This window comes from Malikia sp. (assembly GCF_028687635.1).
GTDB lineage: Bacteria > Pseudomonadota > Gammaproteobacteria > Burkholderiales > Burkholderiaceae_C > Malikia.
This window is the reverse complement of the sequence record NZ_JAQTZS010000019.1, coordinates 1-25116: the sequence shown is the minus strand read 5'-3', so window position 1 is coordinate 25116 and position 25116 is coordinate 1. Positions and strand designations below refer to the sequence as shown.

At 67.7% G+C, this 25116-nt stretch carries 25 protein-coding genes, 1 pseudogene and 1 riboswitch; of the genes and pseudogenes, 22 read left to right on the top strand and 4 right to left on the bottom strand.

Annotation, left to right across the window (positions count from 1 at the left end; all coding sequences use genetic code 11):
• The first annotated feature begins 8 nt into the window (after nt 1–8).
• Genes PHR85_RS11225 through PHR85_RS11205 form a run of 5 tightly spaced genes read left to right on the top strand, consistent with a single transcriptional unit; the run spans nt 9 to nt 5768 of the window.
• On the top strand, nt 9–1625 hold the full coding sequence (locus tag PHR85_RS11225) for an ABC transporter ATP-binding protein (protein WP_300054333.1): 1617 nt from the start codon (nt 9–11) through the stop codon (nt 1623–1625).
• 45 nt (nt 1626–1670) lie between these two features.
• A complete protein-coding gene (locus tag PHR85_RS11220; RefSeq protein WP_300054332.1) occupies nt 1671–2438 on the top strand; it encodes a DUF2189 domain-containing protein in 768 nt (255 codons plus the stop codon).
• A 2-nt stretch (nt 2439–2440) separates the two neighbouring features.
• A complete protein-coding gene (locus tag PHR85_RS11215; protein ID WP_300054331.1) occupies nt 2441–2662 on the top strand; it encodes a DUF2788 domain-containing protein in 222 nt (73 codons plus the stop codon).
• 25 nt (nt 2663–2687) lie between these two features.
• Nucleotides 2688–4700 (top strand): GspE/PulE family protein, encoded by a 2013-nt coding sequence (locus tag PHR85_RS11210; protein WP_300054330.1) that lies wholly within the window; start codon nt 2688–2690, stop codon nt 4698–4700.
• Between the two features lie 54 nt (nt 4701–4754).
• Nucleotides 4755–5768, top strand: coding sequence for a hypothetical protein (locus tag PHR85_RS11205; RefSeq protein ID WP_300054328.1), 1014 nt, complete (start codon nt 4755–4757; stop codon nt 5766–5768).
• 39 nt (nt 5769–5807) lie between these two features.
• On the opposite strand, the gene PHR85_RS11200 is transcribed toward PHR85_RS11205, so the two are convergent.
• Nucleotides 5808–6815 carry a D-2-hydroxyacid dehydrogenase family protein gene (locus PHR85_RS11200; protein ID WP_300054326.1) on the bottom strand — a complete coding sequence of 336 codons (1008 nt, stop codon included), beginning with the start codon at nt 6813–6815 and terminating at the stop codon, nt 5808–5810.
• Nucleotides 6816–6891: 76 nt separating this feature from the next.
• On the opposite strand from PHR85_RS11200, the gene PHR85_RS11195 reads away from it, so the two are divergent.
• Nucleotides 6892–8121 (top strand): MFS transporter, encoded by a 1230-nt coding sequence (locus tag PHR85_RS11195; RefSeq protein ID WP_300054324.1) that lies wholly within the window; start codon nt 6892–6894, stop codon nt 8119–8121.
• Between the two features lie 101 nt (nt 8122–8222).
• On the opposite strand, the gene PHR85_RS11190 is transcribed toward PHR85_RS11195, so the two are convergent.
• From PHR85_RS11190 to PHR85_RS11180, 3 genes are all read right to left on the bottom strand, one after another.
• Entirely contained in the window at nt 8223–8543 is a 321-nt protein-coding gene (locus PHR85_RS11190) for an SWIB/MDM2 domain-containing protein (protein WP_300054323.1), read from the bottom strand.
• Nucleotides 8544–9018: 475 nt separating this feature from the next.
• Nucleotides 9019–9330, bottom strand: coding sequence for a cell division protein ZapA (locus tag PHR85_RS11185; RefSeq protein WP_300054321.1), 312 nt, complete (start codon nt 9328–9330; stop codon nt 9019–9021).
• Nucleotides 9327–9542 (bottom strand): DUF904 domain-containing protein, encoded by a 216-nt coding sequence (locus PHR85_RS11180; RefSeq protein ID WP_300054320.1) that lies wholly within the window; start codon nt 9540–9542, stop codon nt 9327–9329. The genes PHR85_RS11185 and PHR85_RS11180 overlap by 4 nt, the downstream gene beginning before the upstream one ends.
• 33 nt (nt 9543–9575) lie before the next feature.
• Nucleotides 9576–9811, top strand: a riboswitch (cobalamin riboswitch).
• A 55-nt stretch (nt 9812–9866) separates the two neighbouring features.
• On the opposite strand from PHR85_RS11180, the gene PHR85_RS11175 reads away from it, so the two are divergent.
• The 16 genes and pseudogenes from PHR85_RS11175 to actP form a co-directional block, all read left to right on the top strand.
• Complete coding sequence (locus PHR85_RS11175; protein ID WP_300054318.1) at nt 9867–11756, top strand: TonB-dependent receptor; 1890 nt, start codon at nt 9867–9869, stop codon at nt 11754–11756.
• 27 nt (nt 11757–11783) lie between these two features.
• A complete protein-coding gene (locus tag PHR85_RS11170) occupies nt 11784–13121 on the top strand; it encodes a cobyrinate a,c-diamide synthase (protein WP_300054316.1) in 1338 nt (445 codons plus the stop codon).
• Entirely contained in the window at nt 13118–13687 is a 570-nt protein-coding gene (locus PHR85_RS11165) for a bifunctional adenosylcobinamide kinase/adenosylcobinamide-phosphate guanylyltransferase (RefSeq protein WP_300054383.1), read from the top strand. The genes PHR85_RS11170 and PHR85_RS11165 overlap by 4 nt, the downstream gene beginning before the upstream one ends.
• A complete protein-coding gene (locus PHR85_RS11160; protein WP_300054314.1) occupies nt 13684–14586 on the top strand; it encodes an ABC transporter substrate-binding protein in 903 nt (300 codons plus the stop codon). The genes PHR85_RS11165 and PHR85_RS11160 overlap by 4 nt, the downstream gene beginning before the upstream one ends.
• 2 nt (nt 14587–14588) lie before the next feature.
• Nucleotides 14589–15662: an iron ABC transporter permease gene (locus tag PHR85_RS11155; protein WP_300054381.1), complete on the top strand. Its 1074-nt coding sequence runs from the start codon at nt 14589–14591 to the stop codon at nt 15660–15662.
• Nucleotides 15659–16435: an ABC transporter ATP-binding protein gene (locus tag PHR85_RS11150; RefSeq protein WP_300054312.1), complete on the top strand. Its 777-nt coding sequence runs from the start codon at nt 15659–15661 to the stop codon at nt 16433–16435. The genes PHR85_RS11155 and PHR85_RS11150 overlap by 4 nt, the downstream gene beginning before the upstream one ends.
• Nucleotides 16436–16472: 37 nt before the next feature.
• Nucleotides 16473–17042 carry a cob(I)yrinic acid a,c-diamide adenosyltransferase gene (cobO, locus tag PHR85_RS11145; RefSeq protein WP_300054310.1) on the top strand — a complete coding sequence of 190 codons (570 nt, stop codon included), beginning with the start codon at nt 16473–16475 and terminating at the stop codon, nt 17040–17042.
• A 9-nt stretch (nt 17043–17051) separates the two neighbouring features.
• Nucleotides 17052–17912 (top strand): 5,6-dimethylbenzimidazole synthase, encoded by an 861-nt coding sequence (gene bluB, locus PHR85_RS11140; protein ID WP_300054308.1) that lies wholly within the window; start codon nt 17052–17054, stop codon nt 17910–17912.
• Nucleotides 17906–18994 (top strand): CobD/CbiB family cobalamin biosynthesis protein, encoded by a 1089-nt coding sequence (locus tag PHR85_RS11135; protein ID WP_300054306.1) that lies wholly within the window; start codon nt 17906–17908, stop codon nt 18992–18994. The genes bluB and PHR85_RS11135 overlap by 7 nt, the downstream gene beginning before the upstream one ends.
• Nucleotides 18987–20036 (top strand): aminotransferase class I/II-fold pyridoxal phosphate-dependent enzyme, encoded by a 1050-nt coding sequence (locus PHR85_RS11130; RefSeq protein WP_300054304.1) that lies wholly within the window; start codon nt 18987–18989, stop codon nt 20034–20036. Before PHR85_RS11135 ends, PHR85_RS11130 begins: the two co-directional genes overlap by 8 nt.
• Complete coding sequence (locus PHR85_RS11125) at nt 20033–21517, top strand: cobyric acid synthase (RefSeq protein WP_300054302.1); 1485 nt, start codon at nt 20033–20035, stop codon at nt 21515–21517. The genes PHR85_RS11130 and PHR85_RS11125 overlap by 4 nt, the downstream gene beginning before the upstream one ends.
• 57 nt (nt 21518–21574) lie before the next feature.
• Nucleotides 21575–22621: a nicotinate-nucleotide--dimethylbenzimidazole phosphoribosyltransferase gene (gene cobT, locus PHR85_RS11120; protein WP_300054300.1), complete on the top strand. Its 1047-nt coding sequence runs from the start codon at nt 21575–21577 to the stop codon at nt 22619–22621.
• Between the two features lie 26 nt (nt 22622–22647).
• Nucleotides 22648–23463 carry an adenosylcobinamide-GDP ribazoletransferase gene (locus PHR85_RS11115; RefSeq protein WP_300054379.1) on the top strand — a complete coding sequence of 272 codons (816 nt, stop codon included), beginning with the start codon at nt 22648–22650 and terminating at the stop codon, nt 23461–23463.
• Nucleotides 23460–24056: a histidine phosphatase family protein gene (locus tag PHR85_RS11110; RefSeq protein WP_300054298.1), complete on the top strand. Its 597-nt coding sequence runs from the start codon at nt 23460–23462 to the stop codon at nt 24054–24056. Before PHR85_RS11115 ends, PHR85_RS11110 begins: the two co-directional genes overlap by 4 nt.
• Nucleotides 24057–24212: 156 nt before the next feature.
• On the top strand, nt 24213–24521 hold the full coding sequence (locus PHR85_RS11105; RefSeq protein ID WP_300054296.1) for a DUF485 domain-containing protein: 309 nt from the start codon (nt 24213–24215) through the stop codon (nt 24519–24521).
• A pseudogene (gene actP / locus PHR85_RS11100) lies at nt 24518–25116 on the top strand (cation acetate symporter); the annotation flags it as partial. The gene PHR85_RS11105 and the pseudogene actP, both read left to right, overlap by 4 nt.

Sequence of the window (25116 nt, the reverse complement as noted above, 5' to 3'; positions counted from 1 at the left end):
CGCTACCCGTGCCGCCGCCCCTGCTCGATGTGCGGGACCTGCGCGTCAGCCTGGGCGGGCGCGAGCTGGTGCATGGCATCGACTTCAGCCTGAACGCGGGCGAGAAGCTCGCCATCGTCGGCGAGTCGGGCTCGGGCAAGACGATCACGGCGCTGAGCCTGCTGCGCCTGCTGCCGCAGGCCCGGGTGACGGGATCGGTGCGACTGCAGGGGGTCGAACTGGGTGAGCTCGACGAGCCCGGTTTGCGCGCGCTGCGCGGCGGCGCGGTGGCCTACGTGTTCCAGGAGCCGATGAGCGCGCTCAACCCGCTGCTGACGCTGGGCGATCAGATCGCCGAGGTGCTGCAGCTGCACAAGGGTCTGACTGGCGCACAGGCTGCGGCCCGCGTGCTTGAGCAGATCGCGGCGGTCGGCCTGCCCGACCCGGTCGCCAAGGCGCGCGCCTACCCGCACCAGCTCAGTGGCGGCCAGCGCCAGCGCGCGCTGATCGCGATGGCACTGGCCAGCGAGCCGCGCCTGCTGGTGGCCGACGAGCCGACCACGGCGCTCGATGCCCACCTGAGGTTGCAGATGCTGGCGCTGCTCGATGAGATGCGTCAGCGCCTGGGCCTGGCGGTGCTGATCATCACCCATGACCTGCATCTGGTGCGGCGCTTCGCCGACCGCGTGCTGGTGATGCGGGACGGCCGCGTGGTCGAGCAGGGCGCGGTCGACCGCCTCTTCGCCGCGCCGAGCCAGCCGTACACCCGCACGCTGCTCGACAGCCTGCCGCGCCGGGACCTGCCGCCAGACGCTGCGCTCCAGTCGCAGGGATCGCCTCCCAGTCTGGTGATTGAGGCCTTGCGGGTCTCGTATCCCGTGCCGCTGCCTGGCTGGCGTGGCTGGTTCCGGCGCGGCAGTAGCCTGGTGATCGATGGCATCGACCTGTGCCTGCCGCCAGGGCGCACGCTGGGGGTGGTCGGTGAGTCGGGCTCGGGCAAGTCGACGCTGGCGCTGGCGGTGCTCGGCCTGCTGCCGCATCAGGGTCACCTGAGCGTGCTCGGCCAGTCCTGGGATGGCCGCCAGGGCGGGGCGCTGCGCCAGCTGCGCCGGCGCGTGCAGGTGGTGTTCCAGGATCCCTATTCCTCGCTGTCGCCACGCCTGACGCTGGAGCAGATCGTGGGCGAGGGCCTGCGGGTGCACGAACCGGCCTTGCCCGCTGCGGCGCGGCGCGCCCGCGTGCTCGACGCACTGCGCGAGGTCGGCCTGCTGGCCGGCCTGTCGCCGGCCGAGGAGCCGTCCTGGCTGCAGCGCTATCCGCACGAGTTCTCGGGCGGCCAGCGCCAGCGCATCGCGATCGCGCGCGCGCTGATCGTCCAGCCCGAGCTGATCGTGCTCGACGAGCCGACCAGCGCGCTCGACGTGACCGTGCAGCAACAGGTGCTCGCGCTGCTGCTGCGCCTGCAGCGCGAGCGAGGCTTGAGCTATTTGCTGATCACGCATGACCTGGCGGTGGTCTGGGCCATGGCGCACCAGGTCGCGGTGCTGCGCGCGGGCCGGCTGGTCGAGCAAGGGCCTGCCGAGTCCGTGTTGCGGACTCCCCGCACGCCCTATGCCACCACACTGATCCAGGCCTCGGGCTTGTGATCCAATCGGAGCTAACCCTTTTTTCATCCACGATCATTGAATCCAATGCACGACAAGCAAGCTGCCTCGTCCGGCGTGACACTGGCTTCCCCGCTGCGCTGGCTCGCCCGCGGCTGGCTCGACCTGCGCGACGCTCCCCTGCCAGGACTGGTGCACGGTCTGTGCGCCTCGCTGTTTGGCGCCTTGCTGTTTGCCGTCGCCGGTCAGCGCTTCTGGCTGCTGGCGGGGGCCTTCTCCGGCTTCATGCTGGTGGCGCCGGTGCTGGCCACCGGGCTGTACCTGGTCAGCCGCGGACTCGAACAAGGCCGGCTGGCAGGGCTGGGCGAGGTGATCGCGCTCTGGCGCGGGCGCGATTCGCGCCTGGTCGCCTTCGGCCTGCTGCTGGGGCTGGCGGGCACCGGCTGGGTCCTGACCTCGGCCAGCCTGTTGACTCTGCTGACCCCCGAACCGATCAACAGCCTGTCCGACTTCCTGCGGCATGTGGTGCTGGCCGATTCACCCTTCCTGTTCGAGCTCTGGATGCTGCTGGGTGGCCTGCTGGCGGCGCCGGTCTTTGCCTCCAGCGTGCTGACCCTGCCCATGCTGGTGGATCGTGACTGTTCGCTCTGGAGCGCCGTGCGCGCCAGCTGGCGCGCGGTCGCCGATCACCCGGTCGTCATGGCCTGGTGGGCCATCCTGATCGTGTTGCTGGTCATGCTGGGATTGCTGACCTGGCTGATCGGCCTGCTGGTCGTGGTCCCGCTGCTGGGACACGCGAGCTGGCACGCCTACCGCGAGCTCAGCGCTGGCGCATCGGCCGAGGAGGGGCGCTGAAGATGGACAACAGTCTTTTCGGCCTGAACGAGGATCAGATCGCCGAGTTCGGCCTGACCTTCGGCGTCGCCGCCTTCATCCTCTTCATGCTGTTCATTGTGTTCAACCTGGCGCGCGAGTCCAAGGCCGGCAAGTTCGGCACCTTCGTGCTCTTTCTCGTGCTGTCCTTCGGCATGCTTGGATTCATCGCCAAAAACGTGATCCAATGGCTGATCCACATCTGAATGCCATTTTTGCATCTTCAATCCCATGACAGGCACCAGCCGCTTCGACTACGAGGACAAGTCCAGTGCCGAGCCTTCGCTGTCAGACCCTCCAGGCTTCGCGCCGCGGGAGCCTGATCTGCCAGCTTCCGAGCTGGTACCCGCCAGCCTGCTCAACGCGGTCAGGACCAGCCGCGAGGAGTTGAGCGCCGCGCTCGAGTCGCAGCTGCGCTTCAAGCCCATGCCGATCGGCGAGGCCCTGCTGGGCCTGGGCAAGCTTTCGATGGGGCAGCTGTCCGAGGCCCTGTCCCGCCAGTCGCAGGGCAAGACCGTTCCGCTGGGACAGATCCTGCTGGACATGGGGCTGGTCACGACGGCCGACCTGCAGCTCGCGCTCGTGACCAAGATGGGCTATCCCTTCGTCGACCTCAGGCAGTTCAGCATCGATGTCGCGGCCCTGCGCAGGGTAGCGGCGGCGACCGCGGTCAAGCTCAAGGTGCTGCCGCTGATGGAGTGGCGGTCCAACCTGGTCGTCGCGATGACCGACCCGCTGCAGTTCAAGGTGCTCGAAGAGCTCGAATTCACCAGCCAGCGCAAGGTCAGACCGGTGGTCACGACCAGCGCCGACCTGGTGGCGCAAATCGCCAAGGCTTACCGTGGCATTGGCATGGGGGGCAGTCCGGCACCGAAGGAGCGCCCGCCGCGCGTCGAGAGCGAATCCCGCGCCGCCTCCGAGCAGGACGCCTGGATGCTGGCGGCGGAACTGGCGGGGGGAGAGCCCCGGCCAGCCGAGGAAGAAAAGTCGATCGCGCAGTCCGACAATACCCTGGTGCGGCTGATCAACTCGATGATCACCGAGGCCTATCATCAGCGCGCTTCCGACATCCACATCGAGCCCTATCCCGGGCACGAGAAGGTGGCGATCCGCTTTCGCATCGATGGCGAGCTGCGCCCTTACCTGGAGTTGCCGCCCAGCTATCGCAACGCCCTGATCGCGCGCATCAAGATCATGTGCGACCTCGATATCTCGGAGCGGCGCAAGCCCCAGGACGGCAAGATCAACTTCGCGAAATTCGGTGGCCTGCCGATCGAGTTGCGCGTCGCCACCATCCCGACGGCCCACGGGCTCGAGGACGTCGTGATGCGGCTGCTGACAGGCTTCAAGGTCGTGGCACTTGATGCGCTTGAGCTCGCGCCGCGCAACCTCAAGCAACTGGAGCGCCTGATCGAGCGGCCCTACGGCCTGTTCCTGTGCGTGGGGCCGACTGGCTCGGGCAAGACCACCACGCTGCACTCGGCCCTGCAGCGCCTGAACCGGCCCAACCGCAAGATCTGGACCGCCGAGGATCCGGTCGAGATCACCCAGCATGGGCTGCGCCAGATCCAGGTCAATCCCAGGATAGGCTGGAACTTCGCCGCCGCGCTGCGCTCCCTGTTGCGCGCCGATCCCGACGTGATCATGGTCGGCGAGATCCGCGACTCCGAGACCGCTGAGATCGCGATCGAGGCTTCGCTGACCGGCCACCTGGTGCTCTCGACCTTGCACACCAATTCGGCGGCCGAGACCATCGTGCGCCTGAACGACCTGGGGGTCGACAGTTTTTCCTTCGCCGATTCGCTGCAAGGCGTGCTGGCGCAGCGCCTGGTGCGCCGGCTGTGCCCGTCCTGTGTCCAGCCTCGTCCCATGACGCCGGAGCGCTTGCACGAGATGACCGAGGACTACCAGAGCGCCTTGCCGGGCGGACATGCCCAGCGTGACCCCGCCGTCCTGCACGCCGAATGGCGGCACCGGTACGCGGTCAATGGCAGCCTGCAGGAGTACCACGCCGCCGGCTGCGAGCATTGCGCCAATACCGGCTACCTGGGCCGTCTGCCCCTGCACGAACTGCTGGTGGCCACCCCGACGGTGCGCGAGCTGGTGCAAAAGCGCGCGCGTCCCACCGAGATCCGGGAGCTCGCGGTCGCCGAGGGCATGCGTTCGCTGCGTCAGGACGGTATTGACAAGGTCCTCGCCGGACAGACCTCGCTGGCCGAAGTGCGCGCCTCGGCCAACGATTGAGTCCGGGATTGAAGATCCCCACGACATTGCGCCATGCGCTCACCGGAGCTTGAAATGCTGAAACATGCCACGGCGATCACGTTGTTGGCGGCAGCGGGGCAGATTCACGCCTTGACGCTGGGCGCCGCGCAGGGTCAGGTCGTGATCGGCCGCCCGCTGGAACTGATCGTCATGGCGGGCGCGGGCGCGGGCGCGGGCGCGGGCGCGGGCGCGTCCGATGCGGCCGCGGGGCAATGCCTGCAAGCCGAGGTGCACTACGGTGACAGCCGCCTGCCAGCCGCCGCGGTGACGGTGACGACCCTGGCTCCGGATGAATCGGGCGCCGTCCGCTGGCGGGTGCGTGCCAGCCAGCCGGTCAACGAGCCCATCGTGACCCTCCAGATGCGGGTGGGTTGCTCCCATTCCTACACCCGCAGCTATGCCTTGCTGGCCGATCAGGCTTCAGCAGCCCTGCCGCCACGGCGCATGCCGGAGCTGGCCGCTAGGTCGCGTGCGCGAGCCGCGTCGAGCGAGGCGCCAGCCAGGTCCGTTGCCAAGCCGAAGGCGTCCGTTCAGGGCGGGCTGCGCGCGGGTCCGACGCGCCAGCGCAAGCAGAGCTCAGAGGCGCCAAGCCGCCGAACAGTCAGCCCTGCCCCGATCCACCTGCCGCCTCCGCGTCCTCGTCCATCCGGCATCGAGCGCGCGCTGGCCAAGACCCGGCCTGCCCCCGTGCGAGAGGTGCTGGTCGAGGTGGCCGCTGCCGAACAGCCAATCGCCAAGCCGACCGCGCCCGCCACGACGGGACCCAGGCTGGAGCTCGACCTGATCAAGACCGGTGCCATGCCGTTCCAGCTCGCAGGCAGTGGCAGCACAGCGGGGGCAGGCGGCCTTCAGGCCGAGCTCGCGGGCCTGAAGGCCGAGCAGGCCCGCATGCGTGCCGCGGTCGAGGCCGTCCATCTGCAGCTGGCGCAGGCCAGGAGGCCGCGCTGGCAGGATCCGCTGGTGCTGGGGCTGCTCGGCTTGAGCACGGCCTCGCTGGGGGCGCTGGCCTGGACCTGGATCAGGCTTGGGCGCCAGCGTTGGGCCTAGCGCTAGCATTGTGCTTAAAGCGCCAGTCCGTGACCTGCTTCAGCGCCTGGGCTGCAGCGCGCCGGGGTTGACGATGTGGGTCGGCGTGCCGCGCAGGAAGTTGATCACGTTGTCGAAGGCGGCGGCAAAGTAGGTTTCGTAGCTCTCCAGCTCGACGTAGCCGATGTGGGGCGTGCAGACGCAGTTCTCCAGCCGCAGCAGCGCGTGGCCCTGCAGGATGGGCTCGGATTCGAAGACGTCGACCGCTGCCATGCCGGGCCGGCCGCGGTTGAGCGCCGCCACCAGCGCGTCGGGTTGCAGCAGTTCGGCGCGCGAGGTGTTGACCAGCAGCGCGGTCGGCTTCATCAGCGAGAGGTCCTCCAGCGAAATGCTGTCCTGGGTCTGTTCGCCCAGGCGCAAATGCAGACTGAGCACGTCGCTGGTGGAGAACAGCTCTGCCTTGGAGCTCACCGTGTCGTAGCCGTCGGCCCTGGCCTGCTGGCGCGCCGACTCGCTGCCCCAGACCTGCACCCGCATGCCAAAGGCGCGACCGTAGCCCGCCACGATCCGGCCGATACGGCCATAGCTCCAGATGCCCAGGGTCCGTCCCGCCAGCACCATGCCGAGCCCGAAGTTGCTGGGCATGGAGGCCGACTTGAGGCCGGACTGCTGCCAGGCGCCATGCTTGAGGTTGGCCACATATTGCGGAATGCGGCGCATCGCCGCCATGATCAGGGCCCAGGTCAGCTCGGCCGGAGCGATCGGCGAGCCCACACCCTCGGCCACGGCCACGCCGTGGTCGGTGCAGGCCGCCACGTCGATGTGCGCGCCGACACGGCCGGTCTGTGCGATCAGCTTGAGGCGCGGCAGCTTTTCCACCAACTGGCGGCTGATCTGCGTGCGATCCCGTATCAGTACCAGGATGTCGGCGTCGCGCAAACGCACCGCCAGCTGGCCCACCCCCTTGACGGTATTGGTGAACACCTTGGCCTTGTAAGGTTCCAGCTTGTTCGCGCACTGCAGCTTGCGAACTGCATCCTGGTAGTCGTCGAGGATCACGATGTTCATGCCCGATATTGTGCCGGCATATCGGTCCGCATCAGCGCCGCAACGCCAGTCTTATGCATAACTTAATATTGTCGTCATGAGTCATACCCTTGAATCCGGTGCCTGTGCCCGATCTGCGACCACCTGGCGCGCCGACGCGAAGGTCATGGCGTTGGTTGGTGTCGCGCACGCGATGTCGCATTTCTCCCATCTGCTGCTGCCAGCCTTGTTTCCGTTCTTCCAGCGCGATTTCGGCCTGTCCTATTCCGAGCTCGGCTGGATGATGATGCTGTTCTTCACGGTCTCGGGCCTGGGCCAGGCCCTGTCGGGCTTCGTCGTCGACCGGGTAGGTGCCCGGCCGGTGCTGTTTGGCTCGATCACCTTGTTCATGGGGGCGGCGCTGTCGGCCTCGCTGGCCCAAGGCTATGCTGGCCTGATGCTCTCGGCTTTGCTGGCGGGTCTGGGTAACGCCCCCTTTCACCCGGTGGATTTTTCCATCCTGAATCAGCGTGTTTCTGCGCCCAGGCTGGGGCATGCCTACAGCGTGCATGGGCTGTCCGGCAACCTGGGCTGGGCCTTGAGCACGGCCTTCCTGGTCGGCATCGGTGCCACCAGCGACTGGCGCCTGGCCTGCCTGGGGGCCTTGCTGATTTACTCACTGGTGCTGGCGCTGCTGGTCTGGCAACGCCAGCACCTGGGCACGGTCGCCGCACCCCGGCGCACCGAGGTGGGCGGGGAGGGGGAATTCGACTTCCTGCGCCTGCCTGTCGTCTGGTGGTGCTTCGCTTTCTTCCTGCTCACCACCACCACGCTGGCCGTGGTGCACACTTTTTCGGTCTCGATCCTGCGCGCGCTCTATGGCGTCAGCCTGGAGACGGCCTCGGCGACGCTGACCGCCTACATGCTGTGCGGTGCCGCCGGCATGCTGGCCGGCGGTTTCCTGGCCGCGCGAGTCCGCCGCAGCGAGCGGGTCGTCGCGATCTGCATGAGCGGTGGCGCGGCGCTGCTGATCTTGTGCGCCAGCGGCTGGCTGGGAGCGACCGGCACCATGGTGGCGCTGGCGGCCACGGGCTTCGCGGTCGGCATCGGCGGTCCCAGTCGCGACATGATGATCAGGCGAGCCACGCCCGCCGGCGCGACCGGACGCATCTACGGCACCGTGTATTCCGGCCTGGACGCCGGTCTGGCCTTGTCGCCGCTGCTGTTCGGCGTGCTGATGGACCGGGATTGGTACGCCGCCACGCTGGCTGGCGCCGGCCTGGTGCTGCTGTTGGCCGTGGCCGTGGCGCTGGGGGTCGGGCAGCGCACCGTCCGCGCGAGCGCCTGAAAACCAGACTGCCCCGGGCCGGAGCCTGGCAGGATACAGGCAAGAAAAAACCGACCCAGGTGTTACCCTCGGGTCGGTTTTTCACGGAATGCCGCAGCGGATCAGGACAGGTGTTCGTTGATCAGCTTGGTCATCTCGAACATCGAAACCTGGGGCTTCTTGAAGATGGCCTTGAGCTTGTCGTCAGCGTTGATGTTGCGACGGTTGGCACTGTCTTGCAGGTCGTGCTTCTTGATGTATTCCCACACCTTCTTGGTGACTTCGGTGCGCGGCAGTGCGGCAGCGCCCACGATGGCTGCGAGAGCGGCGCTCGGCGTCATGGCTTTCATGAACGCGGCGTTCGGGGTGCGCTTGGCGGCAGGAGCCGGAGCGGCAGCCGGAGCAGCAGCAGTCTTGGTGGAGACTTTCTTTGCAGTTGCCATATAGCAAATCCTTCTGGAAGTTGAACTCTGTGCTTGCGGGCAGCGGGGCTGCAAGCAGGTGTGCGAATCCTAAACGCAAAGCGGGGCTTTTCCTAGCCGGTACTGGGTAAAAACGGGTTTTTTTGCCGGCTTGGAGCGTGACTCCAGCGTGCGGCACTGGGCCGCACGGCCACCGGACCGCCTGAATGCCAAGGCGTCGTCGAGTCAGGTGGGTGGGGGGCGCTGGGGCCGAATGAGGGTGTCTGCCGCCAAGTCGGACCGTCATCCTGAACGGAGGGGTTCAGGGGGGCGAGGGCAACGCAGCTTCGGGTTCATCTGACGCGAGACGCTCGCACCAGCCGCGCAATGTACCAAGCCCGGGCTCAGAGAGCATTGGTTCAAGGAAATATAAAGCCACGACAGTGGCGACAGACAGCTTCATTGTAAGGCCAAAAAGCGTCTGGCGCCAAGCGGGAACGAAGGTCTGGTAACGAACTCAGGACAGGCCGTCATCGGTGGTGAGTGTCTGGTCCAGGCGCTCGATCAGGCCGGACAGGCGCTGCTGGCGTGCGGTTTCGTCCAGTGCCGACTGCTGCTGCTCGATCTCGTGTGCGATGTTGAGACAGGCCAGCACCGCGATGCGGTCGCGCGACTTGATCTTGCCGGCGTCGCGGATCGCGCACATCGCGGCGTCGACCCTGGCGACGGCAGCCTGCAACGCGGCTTCGCCAGTTTCCGGGCATGAGAGGGTGTAGCTCTGGTCCATGATCTGGACTTCGAGCAGCTGGGGCGTGTGGCGTGGGTTCATTGGGCGTCTCCAACGGGAAGTGGCAGTTGTTCCAGCAGCGCATCCAGCCGCACCGTGGCGGTCTGCAGCCGTTGGCTCAACGCGTCGCGCTGCTCCCGGGCTTGCTGGAGTTCGCGTGCAAGTTCGGCATGGCGCTGCTGCAACTCGGCGTACCGATACAGCAAGCGCTCGACGCGATCTGCGATCTGGTCAATCTGGAACTGAGAAGACATGCGCCAATTCTATGGCCGAGTGGGGTGGTGGTGGATAGAATGTGGCCTGTTGGTGCTCGCTGCGCGGTTCTCGCGTGGCAGTTCAACGGGAAGCTGGGGGGATGATGCCGCACGGCGGACTCCTAACCAGCGCTGCCCCCGCAACGGTAAGCGGACGAGCTTTTCAGCTCCGCTTTCATCTCCCAGCCACTGGGCGCCTCGGGCGCCTGGGAAGGCGATGAAGGTTGTCTCCGCCAGCCCGGATACCGGCCAACGAAGTGGCCGCGCCTAGGCGCGGCCGTGACGTCCATGCACCGTCGGGGAAGGCGGTGAGGGCATCCTTCTATGTTTCATCTCATGAAAGTTTGCAGTTCCCCTGCACGCCTGGCCGTGCTCAACCTGGCGCTGGCCGCCGCATTGCCCGCGCTTGCGCAATCCCCACTGAAGGAAGTGGTGGTGACGGCCACCCGGGTCGCGCAGCCGCTGACCGATGTGGTCGCGGATGTCAGCATCATCGATCGGGAGGCGATCGAGCGCAGTGGCCAGAGTTCGCTGCGCGAGCTGCTGGCGTTCCAGCCTGGTGTGCAGTTGGTAACCAATGGAGGTTATCGTTCCTCTTCTGGCGTGTTTTTGCGCGGTGCTGCCTCATCGCAGACTGTTGTGCTGATCGATGGTGTCCGTATCGGTTCAGCGACCTCGGGCGGTGCGCCACTGGAAAACATTCCTCTCGATCGCATAGAACGTATCGAGATCCTGCGCGGCGCAGCGTCGGCCTTGTATGGACCTGATGCCGTGGGTGGCGTGATTCAGATATTCACCCGCGAACCAGCCGATGAATTACAACTGGGTGCTGGCGTGGGCGCCGGCACCGCAGGCCAGCGGCAGGCCAATGCCTCCTTGCGTGGCAGCAGTGGTGCCTTGGGTTACAGCCTGGGACTTTCGCGCGAGCAGGGAACAGGAACCAGTGTGGTGAGTAATCCAGCTGCCGGTGGATACAACCCAGATGATGACCACTTCAAGACCGAGAGTTTCGATGCCAAGCTGACTGCCAAGCTGAGCAAGGAGCATATGCTGACGCTGGGTCTCATGCACAGCGAATCCGAATATCAATTCGATGGTGCGCCTCCTCGTCTGGATAACCCGCTGAAGTTGAATCCCCTGACCTCGGATTCCTGGTCTTATCCCAAACTGGATAACACTTATGTGAAGTGGGATGCGCAATGGCTGCCTGTCTGGAAGTCCAGTCTGACTCTCGCGTCTGTCGATGAAGAGGCCGTCAGCCATTACTACCGGGTAGCGGATGGATTCCTGGGGAGCAGCAGCAAGTTCAATACCCAGCGCCAGCAGGCGACCTGGCAGAACGATATTGCCATCGGCAGGGATTTGCTGTCGCTCGTTCTGGAAAACCGAACGGAAACTGTTGATAGTACGACAAGCTATACGGTAAAGGATCGCGATACCAACAGCGCAGTGGCTTCCTATGCGCTCAACCGAAACAACTGGAACGCCTTGGCGGTTTTGCGGCACGATGACAGTTCGCAGTTTGGCGGATTCGATAACTGGGCGCTTTCCGGTGGCTACAAGTTGTCGGGCAATTTGAGGGCCATCGCGAGCGTGGGAACCAGTTTCCAGGCACCGACCTTCAATCAGCTCTACTACCCAGGATATGGCAACCCCACATTGACTCCGCAACTGAACCACGCCAAAGAGATCGGCTTGAAGTACAGTGCGGCGGGGCTGAACTTTACCGGGGTGGTTTACCGCAACGAGATCGATGGTTTCATTCTGCCCGCGACCAACACGCAGAGTTCGATGGCCGTATTGCGCGGCATGACGATCAGTGCTGACAGGCAGCATGGCAACAGCAACTACGCCATCTCCTACGACTATGCCGATCCACGCAGCCGTTCCAGCGATCCATTGACCGATAACCAGCGTCTGGTACGAGTGGCTCGCGGTACCCTGAACATGACTGCGCGTCATCGTCTGGGTGATGTGACGGTGTTCGGCGAACTCAAGCTCGCCAGCGATCGCGAAGACAACAGTCTGGACTTTACCGGTCGTGACACGCTCGGTGGTTACGCTCTGCTGAACTTGGGAGCAACCTGGAAGCTGAGCAAGGAGTTGTCGCTGCTTGGACGCATCAACAACGTCACCGACAAGAACTATGTGCTGGCAAATGGCTACTCCATGCCAGGGCGTAATGCCTTTGTCTCATTGTCCTGGGCAAGGTAACAAGCTGCTCTCACCAGGCCTTTAACGATGACGTCAACCCCCCGCTGCCCCGCCATCCTCGTCGCCGCCCCCGCCTCCGGCCAGGGCAAGACCACCATCACCTCGGCGCTGGCGCGCCTGCACGCGCGCCAGGGGCGGCGGGTGCGGGTCTTCAAGTGCGGCCCGGATTTCCTCGATCCGTTCTGGCACCAGCTCGCCAGCGGCCAACCGGTCTACCAGATCGACCTCTGGATGACGGGCGAGACCGATGTGCGCGTCCGGCTGCACGCGGCGGCGCGGGAGTCGGACCTGATCATCGTCGAGGGCGTGATGGGGCTGTTCGACGGCGAGCCGAGCGCCGCCGACCTGGCGCAGCGCTTCGGTCTGCCGGTGCTGGCGGTGATCGATGCCTCGGCCATGGCCGGCACCTTTGCCGCGCTGGCCTTCGGGCTGCAGCATTACCGGCCCGGGCTGCCCTGGGCCGGCGCGCTGGCCAATCGCGTCGCCAGCGAGGGGCATGGCCGCATGCTGGAGCAGGGCGTGGTGGCGGAGCACTGGCTGGGCGCGCTGCTGCGCAATCCGGCGCTGACCCTGCCCGAGCGCCATCTGGGCTTGACGGTGGCGACCGAGCTGGCCGATGCGATGGAGCGGCTCGATGCCGCCGCCGACGCGCTGGCAGCAACCCCGCTGGGCCGGATGGACGAGGTCGCGTTGCAGCGCTGGGCGGTCGATTTCGCCGCACCAGAGCCGATGCCCCCGCTGCCGCAGCTGCTGGCGGGACGCAAGATCGCGGTCGCGCGCGATGCGGCGTTCTGCTTCATTTACCAGGCCAATCTCGACACCTTGCGCGCGCTCGGTGCCGAGCTGGTCTGTTTTTCGCCACTGCTTGACGCCGCGCTGCCGCCGTGCGATGCGGTCTGGCTGCCGGGCGGCTACCCGGAGCTGCACGCCCAGCGGCTGGGTGCCAACTCGGGCTTGCGCGCGAGCCTGGCGGATCATGTCGCGGCGGGTAAGCCGGTCTGGGCCGAGTGCGGCGGCATGATGGCGCTGTTCGATGCCATCGTCCACCAGGAAGGCGAGTCCCATCCGATGTGGGGCCTGCTGCCTGGCTCTGTGACGATGCAGCAGCGCCTGGCGGGGCTGGGGCCGCAGCAACTGGAGTTGAGCGCGGGCACGCTGCGCGGCCATACTTTCCACTATTCGACCGCCGTGACCGATGTACCCGAATGCGCCCGTACCGCGCGCCCCGGCATGCCTGTCGTGCCGGACAAGGGCGAGGCGGTCTACGGAAAAGGATCGATCCGGGCCAGTTATTTCCATGCCTGGTTCCCGTCCAGCCCCGAGGCGGCGGCCAGCCTGTTCCTGCCGCAGGAGGCCCTGTGCTGAATGTCGCGCGCAGCGAGCTGATCCTGGGCGGCCAGAAAAGCGGCAAGTCCCGGCGCGCCGAATTGCTGGCGCGCGCCTGGCTGGAGTCGTCGCCCGGGCACCGGGCCGCGCTGGTCGCGACCGGCCAACCCTGGGACGAGGAGATGCGCGAGCGGATCCGGCGCCACAGAATAGACCGCGCCGAGCGGGTGCCCGGGCTGGAGACGATCGAGGAGCCGCTGCGGCTGGCCGAAACCCTGCTTGAGCGCAGCCGGCCCGATACCTTGCTGGTGGTCGACTGCCTGACGCTGTGGCTGACCAATCTGATGCTGCCGGTTGCCGGCACCGGCCTGCAGGGTGACGAGCTGGAATCGAAAATTATGAAACTTACGCAATCGATGGTTGCCACTCCAGGGCCAATCGTGCTGGTCGGCAACGAAATCGGGCTCGGCGTGATCCCGCTCGGGCGCGAGGTGCGTGCCTTCGTCGATACGCTGGGTCGGCTGAACCAGGCCGTTGCCGCCGCCTGCTCGCGTGCCACGCTGATGGCGGCCGGGCTGCCACTGACCCTGAAGGACTCCGCATGAAGCGCCTGCTGTCCCTGCTGCTGTGCTGCGGCGCCACGCTGGCTTCGGCGCTGACGCTGCCCGACGATCGTGGCCGCCCGGTCAATCTGCCGAAGTCGCCACGGCGCATCGTCAGCATCCTGCCTTCGCTGACCGAGATGGTCTGCCAGCTCGACCAGTGCCAGCGTCTGGTCGGTGTCGATCGCTATTCGACCTGGCCGGCCAGCCTCAGCAAGCTGCCGCGCGTCGGTGGCGGGCTCGACCCCAATATCGAGGCCATCGTCGCGCTGCGGCCAGATCTGGTGCTGGCGGGAACCTCGTCGCGTGCCGCCGAGCGACTCGTGGCGCTCGGCATTCCGGTGCTGGCGCTGGAGCCCAAGACGCATGCCGATGTGCAGCGTGTGCTCGGCAAGATCGGCCAGGTGCTGGAGGTGCCGGACGCGCAGCGGATCTGGCGCCATATCGACGCCGGCGTCTCGGCCGCCGCGCAGTCGCTGCCGCCCAGCGTGCGCCAGGTGCGGGTGTATTTCGAGGTCAACCGAGGCCCCTATGGCGCGGGGGAGGCCAGCTTCATCGGCGAAACCCTGGCGCGCCTGGGCGCGAAGAACATCCTGCCGGCCAGCCTGGGGCCGTTCCCCAAGCTCAATCCCGAGTACATCGTGCGCGCCAACCCGGACGTGATCATGATCGGCGAGCGCAACGCCGAGGGCCTCATGCAGCGTCCGGGCTGGCAGAACATCCGCGCCGTGCGCGAGGGCCGGGTCTGCATTTTCCCGGTCGCCGAATCCGACGTGCTGGTGCGTCCCGGGCCGCGCATGGCCGACGGCGCGCGACTGATGGCGCGCTGCCTGGCCGAGAAGGCGCCCGGCGCCGTCAAGTTCGATCAGCCCCAGGGCAAGAACGCCGGGGGCAAGGCGTGAACCTGCGCCAGGCTTCCCTGCTGGGCTGGGGGCTGCTGTTCATCGGGCTGGCGTTGGCCGCCCTGGGTACCTGTGTCGGCAGCGCCGGCTTCGAGAACCTGCTGCGCCCGTTGCTCGACGCTGGCGCCGATCCGGCCGAGCGCGACATGGCCTGGCGGATCGTGACCGAGATCCGGCTGCCGCGCACGCTGGGCGCCTGGGCCGCCGGCGGCCTGCTGGGCCTGGCTGGCGCGTTGGCGCAGGGGCTGTTTCGCAATCCGCTGGCCGATCCTTACCTGCTGGGCAGCGCCTCGGGCGCCTCGCTGGGTGTCGCGATCGCGCTGGCCGCCGTTGGCGGTGGCGCCGGCATGGTGGGCGCCAGCATGATGAATGGCGCCTCCTTCAGCATGCTGTCGGGCAGTCTCTGGGTGCGGCTGGGTCTGACCGGCGCGGCCTTTGCCGGCGCGGTGCTCGCGGTGATGTTGACGCTGGCGCTCGCGCGCGGCGTCGGCCACACCTTGCGCCTCTTGCTGGCTGGCGTGATCGTCGGCGTGGTACTGGGCGCGCTGACCTCGCTGGTGCTGCTGTTCTCGCCCGAATCGCTGCAGGCGATGCAGGCCTTCATGCTCGGCACCACCGGCTTCATCGGCTGGACCGCCTGGGGGCTGATGTTCGGTTGCTGGTGCCTGTGTTCGATCATTGCCTGGTCCCTGGCGCGGGTGCTCGACGGCCTGAGCCTGGGCGAGGCGACCGCGCACAGCCTGGGCCTGCCGCTGGCGCCGCTGCGTGCCGCGCTGGTCGGCACGCTGGCGCTGGCGACCGGCACCGCGGTCGCGCAGACCGGCCTGATCGCCTTCGTCGGCCTGGCCGCGCCGCACCTGGTGCGCGCGGTGGTCAAGGTGCCGCACCGCCAGCTGATGTGGCTGGCCAGTCTGATGGGCGGCGTGCTGCTGGAGGCGGCCGACCTGCTGGCGCGCTGGGTGATCGCGCCGCAGGAATTGCCCGTTGGTGTCGTCACCGCGGCGCTGGGCGGCGGCTATCTGCTCTGGCTGATGCACCGCCGCAGCAGCGGCCTCAGCGCGGGAGGACTGTCGTGAACGCGCCGGCCTACGTGATCCGCAGTCTGGGCGCTAGCCTGGGCGGGCGCCCCATCCTGCACGGCATCGATCTGGAGCTGCGCGCCTCGGCCTGGACTTCCATCGTCGGTCCGAACGGCGCCGGCAAGTCGACGCTGCTGCGAGCCATCGGCGGCTTGCTGCCCCGCAGCGGCCGGGTCGAGCTGCTCGGACGCGAGCTGCATGACTGGCCGCGTCAGGAACGCGCGCGGGCGCTGTCCTGGCTGGGCCAGAACCAGGTCGCGGCCGAGGACCTGACGGTGCATGACGTCGCGATGCTGGGGCGATTGCCGCACCAGGGCTGGCTGGCGCCGGCCAGTCCCGCCGACCAGGCGGCGGTCGAGCGTGCGCTGCGCCAGACCCAGGCCTGGGACTGGCGCGACCGGCCGCTGGGCGCGCTGTCGGGCGGCGAGCGCCAGCGCGTGCTGCTGGCGCGTGCGCTGGCGGTCGAGGCGCAGCTGTTGCTGATGGATGAGCCGCTGGCCAACCTCGACCCGCCACACCAGGCCGACTGGCTGCTGCTGGTGCGCGAGCTGGTCTCTGCCGGTCGCACCGTGGTCAGCGTGCTGCACGAGATCTCGATCGCGCTGCATGCCGACGACCTGGTCGTGATGGACCGGGGCCGGATTGCCCACCACGGAGCTTGCGACGAAGCGGCGACGCAGCGCGCGCTGGAACAGGTGTTCGACCACCGGATCGCGATCCACGCCCTGGCCGGGCAGTGGGTGGCGCTGCCGGTCACATCGGTCGCATGAACAAGACTCACCCGCAGGACTTAAAGGACTCAACAAGATGCAGATCGAAACCCCACCGACCGAAAAACCCTACGAGAAGGCCGAAGGCGAGCGCCGCGGCCTCGTCATCGTCAACACCGGCGACGGCAAGGGCAAGAGCACGGCCGCCTTCGGCCTGGCCTTGCGCGCACACGGCCGTGGCAAGGCGGTCAAGATCTTCCAGTTCATGAAGGTGCCGTCGGCGCGCTTTGGCGAGCATCGGATGTTCGAGCAGATCGGTATCCCGATCGAAGGCCTGGGCGACGGCTTCAGCTGGAAGAGCCAGGACCTGGAGCGCTCGGCCCAGCTCGCGCGTGACGGCTGGCAGAAGGCCAAGGCGGCGATCCTGTCGGGCGAGCTGTTCCTGGTCGTGCTCGACGAGATCACCTATCCGCTGATCTACGGCTGGCTGCCGCTGCCGGAGGTGCTGGATACCCTGAAAAGCCGGCCCGGCCAGGTCCATGTCTGCCTGACCGGTCGCCGCTGCCCCGAGGAGATCGTCGAGCTGGCCGACACCGTGACCGAGATGAAGCTGATCAAGCACGCGTTCCAGGCTGGCATCCCGGCCCAGCGCGGCATCGAGGACTGAGGCCGGTCGATGGAGACTATCCCGTCGCCTGCCGTTAGCTTTTTTGCCGCTGATGCCGCTGATGCCGCTGATGCCGCTGATGCCGCTGATGCCGCTGATGCCGCTGATGCCGCTGATGCCGCTGATGCCAAGCCGTCGCAGGCCTTCTCCCCTGAGACGCGTGAAGCCGTCTACCGCGCGATCTTCGAGCGGCGCGACATGCGCCATTTCGCCGGCGGATCGGTCGAGCCCGAAACCTTGCGTCGTTTGTTGACGGCCGCGCACCATGCGCCCAGCGTCGGCTTCATGCAGCCCTGGCGCTTCATCCGGGTGCAGGACCGGGCCTTGCGCCTGCGCCTGCGCGAGGCAGTCGAGCGCGAGCGCATCGAGACCGCGCGCGCCCTGGGCAAGCGCGAGGACGAGTTCATGCAGCTCAAGGTCGAGGGCCTGCTCGACGCCGCCGAGCTGCTGGCGGTCTGCCTGGCCGACGGGCGCGAGCAGCATCTGTTTGGTCGCCGTACCTTGCCGCAGATGGACCTGGCCTCGGCCAGCTGCGCGATCCAGAACCTCTGGCTGGCCGCACGGGCCGAAGGGCTGGGCATGGGCTGGGTCTCGCTGTTCGACCCGGCCGAGCTTGCATCCCTGCTGGGTCTGCCGCCGGGCGCGGAGCCGATCGCCTTGCTTTGCCTCGGTCCGGTGCACGAGTTCTATGCCGAGCCGATGCTGCAGCAGCAGAAATGGGCCAGGCGCCAGCCCTTGAACGAGCTGGTGTTCGATGAAGGCTGGGGACGTGCGAGCACGTTGTTCGCACCATCCATACCATCCGCATCGTCCGGCGTGGCGGCGGAGGATGCGGCCACTTTGAACGACCAGGGCGAGACCGCATGCTAGTCGGCGAGCTCGAACCGGCCATCCTGGCATCGGCCTTGCTGCTGGCGCTGGCGATCGACCGTTGGCTGGGCGAGCCGCCGGTGCGCTGGCATCCGGTGGTCTGGATCGGGAATTACCTGGGCTGGGCCGGTCAGCGCATTGCGCCGCTTGCCAGCGCGCCCCTGTCGGGCCAAGCCGACAAGCTGTCTGGCGGCCAGGTTGAGAGCCAGAGCACCAGTCAGGCCATCAGTCCGGTCGCGACCGTTGATCTCGCCGCCTTTGTTCGGGGCGCGCTGGCCTGGTGTGCTGGTGGCGCGGTCGTGCTGGCTGTAACCGCTGGCTTGCAATCCCGGCTGCTGCAACTGCCCGGCTGGGCGACTGCCATCCTGCTGGGTCTGCTGCTCAAGCCGTTGCTGGCCTGGGCCATGCTCAGGCGCGAAGTGCAGGCGGTCGAGGCTGCGCTGTCGATCTCGCTGGCGCGGGGCCGCGAACGCCTGTCCTGGCTTTGTAGCCGCGACACTTCACAACTGAGTGCATCGCAGGTACGCGAAACCGCGCTCGAGTCACTGGCCGAGAACCTGAACGATTCGGTCGTCGCGCCGCTGTTCTGGTTTGCCGTGGCGGGCCTGCCGGGCGCCGCGCTCTATCGTTTTGCCAACACGGCGGATGCGATGTGGGGCTACCGTGGCGAGCGTGGCGGGCGCCATTGGGAATGGGCCGGCAAATGGGCGGCGCATGCCGACGATCTGCTGTCCTGGCTGCCGGCACGCCTGAGCGCGCTGCTGCTGGCGGCGGGTGGCTTCTCGCTGGTGCCGCTGGCGCGGTTGCGGCGCGAGGCGGTCCTTACGCCTTCGCCCAACGGTGGCTGGCCGATGGGCGCGCTGGCGCTGGCGCTCGGCATCCGGCTCGGCAAGCCGGGGGTTTACACGCTCAACGCCGCGGGCCGGGCGCCCGAGCCGCAGGACACCGATCGGGCCTGCGCGCTGGCAGGGCGTGCGATCGGCTTGATCGGACTTGTCGCGCTAATTTTGTTACTTACGCAATTGCGGCTTGATATCTGGCTGTCAGGCCTGTGGCCGGCAAGCGGAGGCGGGCATGGCTGAATCCGTCCGTTTGCACGGCGGCCCCGACGCCTTCGGCGTGCCCCGCTTCGACTTCTCGACCAACAGCAACGCCTGCGGTCCCTGTCCGGCGGCACTGGCGGCGGTTCAGTTGGCGGACCCGACCCGCTATCCCGACCCGGCCTATCAGTCCCTGCGCGAGTCATTGGCCGCTTTTCATCAGGTTTCGGCCGAACGCATCGTGCTGGCTGGCAGCGCGAGCGAATTCATCTTCCGCATCAGCGCGCTGGCGGCCCAGAGGGCCAGTTCGCTGCAGTATCTTTCCTCGGACAGGACACAGCCACCGCAGAGACCAGCCACGGTCTGTCTGCCGCCGTTTCACTATGGCGACTACGCCCAGGCGGCCAGCGCCTGGGGCCTGCAGACCGTGACTGACTCCGCCGAGGCGGACCTGTCTTGGGCCTGCGACCCGTCGAGTCCGCTGGGGCAGCCGCATGAGCCGCTGGCGCAGCAGGTTCAGGGCCTGCATCCCGATCAGACGCTGGTGCTCGACTGCGCCTACCGTCCGCTGCGCCTGGAGGGCCGGCTGGCGCTGGATGCCGATGAACTGGACCGGATCTGGCAGCTCTGGACCCCGAACAAGGCGCTGGGCCTGACCGGCGTGCGCGCGGCCTATGCGATCGCGCCTCGGGACGCTGGCGACCGGGTCGAGGCCCTGCAGGCGCGATCGCCTTCCTGGCCGGTTGGCGCCCATGGTGTCGCGATGTTGCAAGCCTGGACTCAGTCGGCAGTGCAGCAATGGTTGGCAGACAGCCTGCAGACCTTGCGCGCCTGGAAACGCCGGCAGCTTGGTCTGTGCCAGGAAATGGGCTGGCAGGTCGAGCCCAGCCAGGCCAATTACTTCGTCGCCCGTCCCGTCAGTCCCGAGCTCGGGCATGATCTGGACCGCCTGCGCGCATGCGGCATCAAGCTGCGCGACGCCACTTCATTCGGCCTGTCCGGTGCCGTGCGCCTGGGCGTGCTCGCGCCCGAGGCGCAGGACGCGCTGGCGCAGGTCTGGACCTCCATTCGCCATCAGACATGACCCTTCAAGCCGACTTATCCATTCATCGGGCCAAATGCGTGATGGTGCTGGGCACCTCCAGCGGCGCCGGCAAGAGCTGGCTCGCCACCGCGCTGTGCCGCCACTACGCGCGCCAGGGCCTCAAGGTAGCGCCGTTCAAGGCGCAGAACATGAGCAACAACGCGCGCGTGGTCGCGTCGCCCAGCGGATCGGGCGAGATCGGCTCGGCGCAGTATTTCCAGGCCCTGGCCGCGCGCGCCGAGCCCGACGTGCGCATGAACCCGCTGCTGCTCAAGCCCGAGGCCGACACCCGCAGCCAGGTCGTCATGCTGGGCCAGGTCGATGCCGAACTCAGCGCCATGCCTTGGCGTGGCCGCTCGGAAAAGGTCTGGCCCCGGATCGTGCGGGCGCTCGATGACCTGCGCGCCGAGCACGACGTGGTCGTGATCGAGGGCGCGGGCTCGCCGGCCGAAATCAACCTGATGGCCAGCGACATCGTCAACCTGCGCGTGGCGCGCGCGGCCGACGCGCGCTGCCTGCTGGTGACCGACATCGACCGTGGCGGCGCCTTCGCCCATCTCTACGGTACCTGGGCCTTGTTGCCCGAGGCCGACCGAGCCCGCATCGACGGCTTCGTGCTCAACAAGTTCCGTGGCGACGCGTCGCTGCTCGCGCCCGCGCCCGAGCAGCTCGAACAGTTGACAGGTGTGCCGACCGTCGCCACCTTGCCGATGTGGTGGCAGCATGGCCTGCCCGAGGAAGACGGCGTGTTCGATGACCGCAGCCACGGCCAGGGCGCGGTCACGCGCACGGTCGCGGTGGTGGCCTATCCGCGCCTGAGCAACCTCGACGAGTTCCAGCCGCTGAAGAACATTCCCGGCCTGCGCCTGGTCTGGGCGCGCAGCCCGGCCGAGCTCGCTGGCGCCGACTGGATCGTGCTGCCCGGCTCCAAGCACAGCAGCTCCGACCTGGCCTGGCTGCGCGCCCAGGGCCTGGACCGCGCGATCGCCGACCATGCGGGGCAGGGCGGTGCGGTGCTCGGCATCTGCGGCGGCCTGCAGATGCTGGGCGAGGCCCTGATCGATACCCATGGCGTCGACGGCAACGCGCCCGGACTGGGCCTGCTGCCGCTGGTCACCGTTTTCGATCCCGACAAGACCGTCCAGCGCACCCAGGCCGGTTTCGGCCATCTGGTGGGTGCCTGGTCGGCCTTGTCGGGCGTGGCGGTGCGGGGCTACGAGATCCACCATGGCCAGACCGCGCAGCATCCAGCCATGGCCGCCGCCGGCGACATCGCGCGCGAGGTGCTGCCCGGCCTGGCCTGGCAGAACGAGCGCGGCAATGTGCTGGGCTGCTACCTGCATGGCCTGTTCGAGGATCCGGCCGTGCTGCAGGCGCTGTTTGGTGCCTCGGCCCCGACGCTGGACCGCGTGTTCGATGGCCTGGCGGACTATCTTGAGCGGCATACCGCCCCCGGCGTGCTCGACGCGCTGATCGCCTGAAGCCAGTTCGGCTGGAGCTGGTCAAAAAATCGGTCTCTGACCCCAATAGGAAAATCCATGACTTTTACCCTGCCCCGGATCGACAGCCTGCACAACGAGGTGCTGGCGCAAGCGCTGCAGCGCAAGCTCGATCACAAGACCAAGCCGCTGGGTTCGCTCGGCGCGCTCGAAGCGCTGGCGTTGCGCCTGGGCCTGATCCTGGGCAGTGACTCGCCCGAGCTGCGCGCGCCGCAGATGGTGGTGTTCGCGGGCGACCATGGCCTGACCCGGCGCGGCGTCTCGGCCTACCCGAGCGACGTGACCTGGCAGATGGTCGAGAACTTCCTGGCCGGTGGCGCCGCCGTCACCGTGCTGGCGCGCCAACATGGCATCGGCATGACCGTGGTCGATTGCGGCGTCGCGCACGACTTCGCGCCGCGCCCGGGCCTGCAGATCCGCAAGGTGGCTGCTGGCACCGCCGACTGCTCGACCGAGCCGGCCATGACTTCCACGCAATGCGAGCAGGCGCTCGCGCACGGCATCGAACTGGTCAAGGGCCTGCCCGGCAACGCGCTGCTGCTGGGCGAGATGGGCATCGGCAACACCTCGCCGGCCTCGCTGATCCTGGCCCGCCTGGGCGGCCTGGACATCGCCGACTGCACCGGGGCTGGTACCGGGCTGGACCAGCCTGGCATCGCGCGCAAGACCGATGTGCTGCGCGAGGTGCTGCTGCGCCACGAGGGGGTGACCGAGCCGCTGGCCGTGCTGGCCGCGATGGGCGGCTTCGAGATCGCGACCATGGTCGGCGCCGTGCTGCAGGCCGCCGCCGAGCGGCGCGTGATCCTGGTCGACGGCTTCATCACCTGCTCGGCGGTGCTGGTCGCCTCGCGGCTGGTGCCGGCGGTGCTGCAGCGCTGCGTGTTCGCGCACCGCTCGGGCGAGCGTGGCCACAGCCTGATGCTGGCCCAGCTCGATGCCCGGCCGTTGCTCGACCTCGGGCTGCGCCTGGGCGAGGGCTCGGGCGCCGCATTGGCCTGGCCGCTGCTGCCTTCGGCCTGCGCCATCCTGCGCGAGATGGCCAGTTTCGAGTCGGCCGGGGTCTCGAACCGGGACGGCGCGGCCTGACGCGGTCCAGCATGACGCAGCGCCTGTTGCTGTCCGTGCGCCACTGGCTGCTGGCTCTGCAGTTCTTCACCCGGATTCCGGTCACGGGCCGGCTGGCGGCCTGGGTCGGCTACAGCCCCGCCATGCTGCGTGCCAGTGCCGCGCACATGCCATCGATAGGTGCTCTGATCGGTTTCCTGGCCGCGCTACCTTTCGCCGTTCTGCTGTGGGCCTTGCCGGCGGTGCCGGCCGCGCCCTGGGTCGCGGCCTTGGCCAGCACGGCCTGGACGGTCTGGCTGACCGGCGCCTTCCACGAGGACGGCCTGGCCGACCTCGCCGATGGCCTGGGCGGCAGTTACGACCGCGAGCGCGCGCTCGAGATCATGAAGGACTCGCGCATCGGCTCCTTCGGTTCGGTGGCGCTGGTGCTGGCCTTCGGCCTCAAGTGCGCGCTGCTCGCGACGCTGGCGCAGGTCGATGCCGCGCTGGCCGTCGCGGCGCTGTTCGGCGCCCATGTGACGTCCAGGCTGGCGCCGCTGTTCGTGATCGCGACCTTGCCCCATGTCGGCGATACCCCTCGCTCCAAGTCCAAGCCGCTGGCCGATGCGATCAGCACCGGCGCGCTGGTCACCGGAACGCTCTGGTGGGGCTTGGCGATGGCGCTGCTGGTCGGCTGGAGGGCGGACCCGAGCTGGGGTGCGGCCTTGCTGGGCACGGCCCTGGCGGCGCTCTGGATGCGGCGCCTGCTCAAGCGCCGGCTGCAAGGCTTCACGGGCGACGGACTTGGTGCGACCCAGCAGGTCGGCGAGATCGCCTTCTACCTCGGCCTGGCCCTGGCCTTGGGCGCCGGGGTGGCCCGATGAGCGCCTCGCGCCGCCTCTGGCTGGTGCGCCACGCCCGGCCGCTGGTCGAGCCGGGCCTTTGCTACGGCAGCAGCGACCTGCCGGCCGATGCGGCCGATACCGCGCGCGCCGCCCATGAACTCGCTGCGGTGCTGCCCGCCGGCGCGACCTTGCTGATGTCCGGGCTGCGGCGCGCCCAGCAGCTCGCGCTCGCCTTGCACGCGCTGCGCCCCGAGCTGGCGCCGCCGGTCAGCGACCCGCGCCTCAACGAGATGGATTTCGGTCGCTTCGAGCTCAGCCGCTGGGACGCCATCGACCGCGCCGAATTCGACGCCTGGACCGCCGATTTTCATTCGCACCGCTTTGGCGGGCGCGAAAGCGTGGCCGAGCTGCTCGCGCGGGTCGGCCAAGTGCTGCGCGACCGGGTTCAGGGCCACCCATCGGCTGGAATGCCCGACAGCCGCGACAGGGTCTGGTTCACCCATGCCGGCGTGATCCGTGCCGCCAGCCTGCTGCACGCGCAGCCCGATGCCCGGCCCAGGGCCACCGACTGGCCGGTCCATGCGCCCGCTTTTGGTGGCTGGCTCCGTCTCGACTGGCCGCGTCTGGATTGATGGGGGCAGGGTAATTCCCGTCTAGGGTAAACCCGTGAACGTGATCGGGTTGACCGGCTTCGTAAGGCGACCGTCAGACCCGACCTGAGAATGGGATGCATGTGAGCCCTTCACATGAAATGCCACGCCCCATCCACACCATGAGAGGAGACATCCATGAGTGATCCGGTAGTCGACAAGATCCTGCGCAATCCCAAATATCAGGAACTCCAAAGCAAACGCAACAGCTTCGGCGTGTTGCTGTCCATCCTGATGCTGGTCGTGTACTACGGCTACATCGCGCTGATCGCCTTCAACAAGCCCTTCCTGGCCAAGCCAATGGGTGCGGGCGTGACCACGCTCGGCATTCCGATCGGCATGGCCGTGATCATCTTCACGATCGTGATCACCGGCATCTACGTGCGTCGCGCCAACGGCGAGTTCGACCAGCTGACCAAGGAAATCCTCAAGGACGCCGCAAAATGAAGAAAAACCTTAGCGCATTCCTGGGCGCGCTGCTGGTCCTCGCGGCCACCGGCGCGGCTCACGCCGCCGGCGGTGACCTCGGCGAGTCGGCCAAGCAGTCGACCAACTGGACCGCCATCGCGATGTTCGGCCTGTTCGTCTGTGGCACGCTCTACATCACCAAATGGGCGGCTTCCAAGACCAAGTCGGCCGCTGACTTCTACACCGGCGGTGGCGGCATCACCGGCTTCCAGAACGGTCTGGCGATCGCGGGTGACTACATGTCGGCCGCTTCCTTCCTGGGTATTTCCGCCGCCGTGATGGCCAACGGCTACGACGGCCTGATCTATTCGATCGGCTTCCTGGTTGGCTGGCCCGTCATCACCTTCCTGATGGCCGAGCGCCTGCGCAACCTCGGCAAGTTCACCTTTGCCGACGTGGCCGGCTACCGCTTCAAGCAGACCCCGATCCGCGCCTTCGCGGCCTCGGGCACGCTGGTCGTGGTCGCCTTCTACCTGATCGCCCAGATGGTGGGTGCCGGCCAGCTGATCAAGCTGCTGTTCGGCCTCGACTACTGGATGGCGGTGGTGATCGTCGGCGCGCTGATGATGGTCTA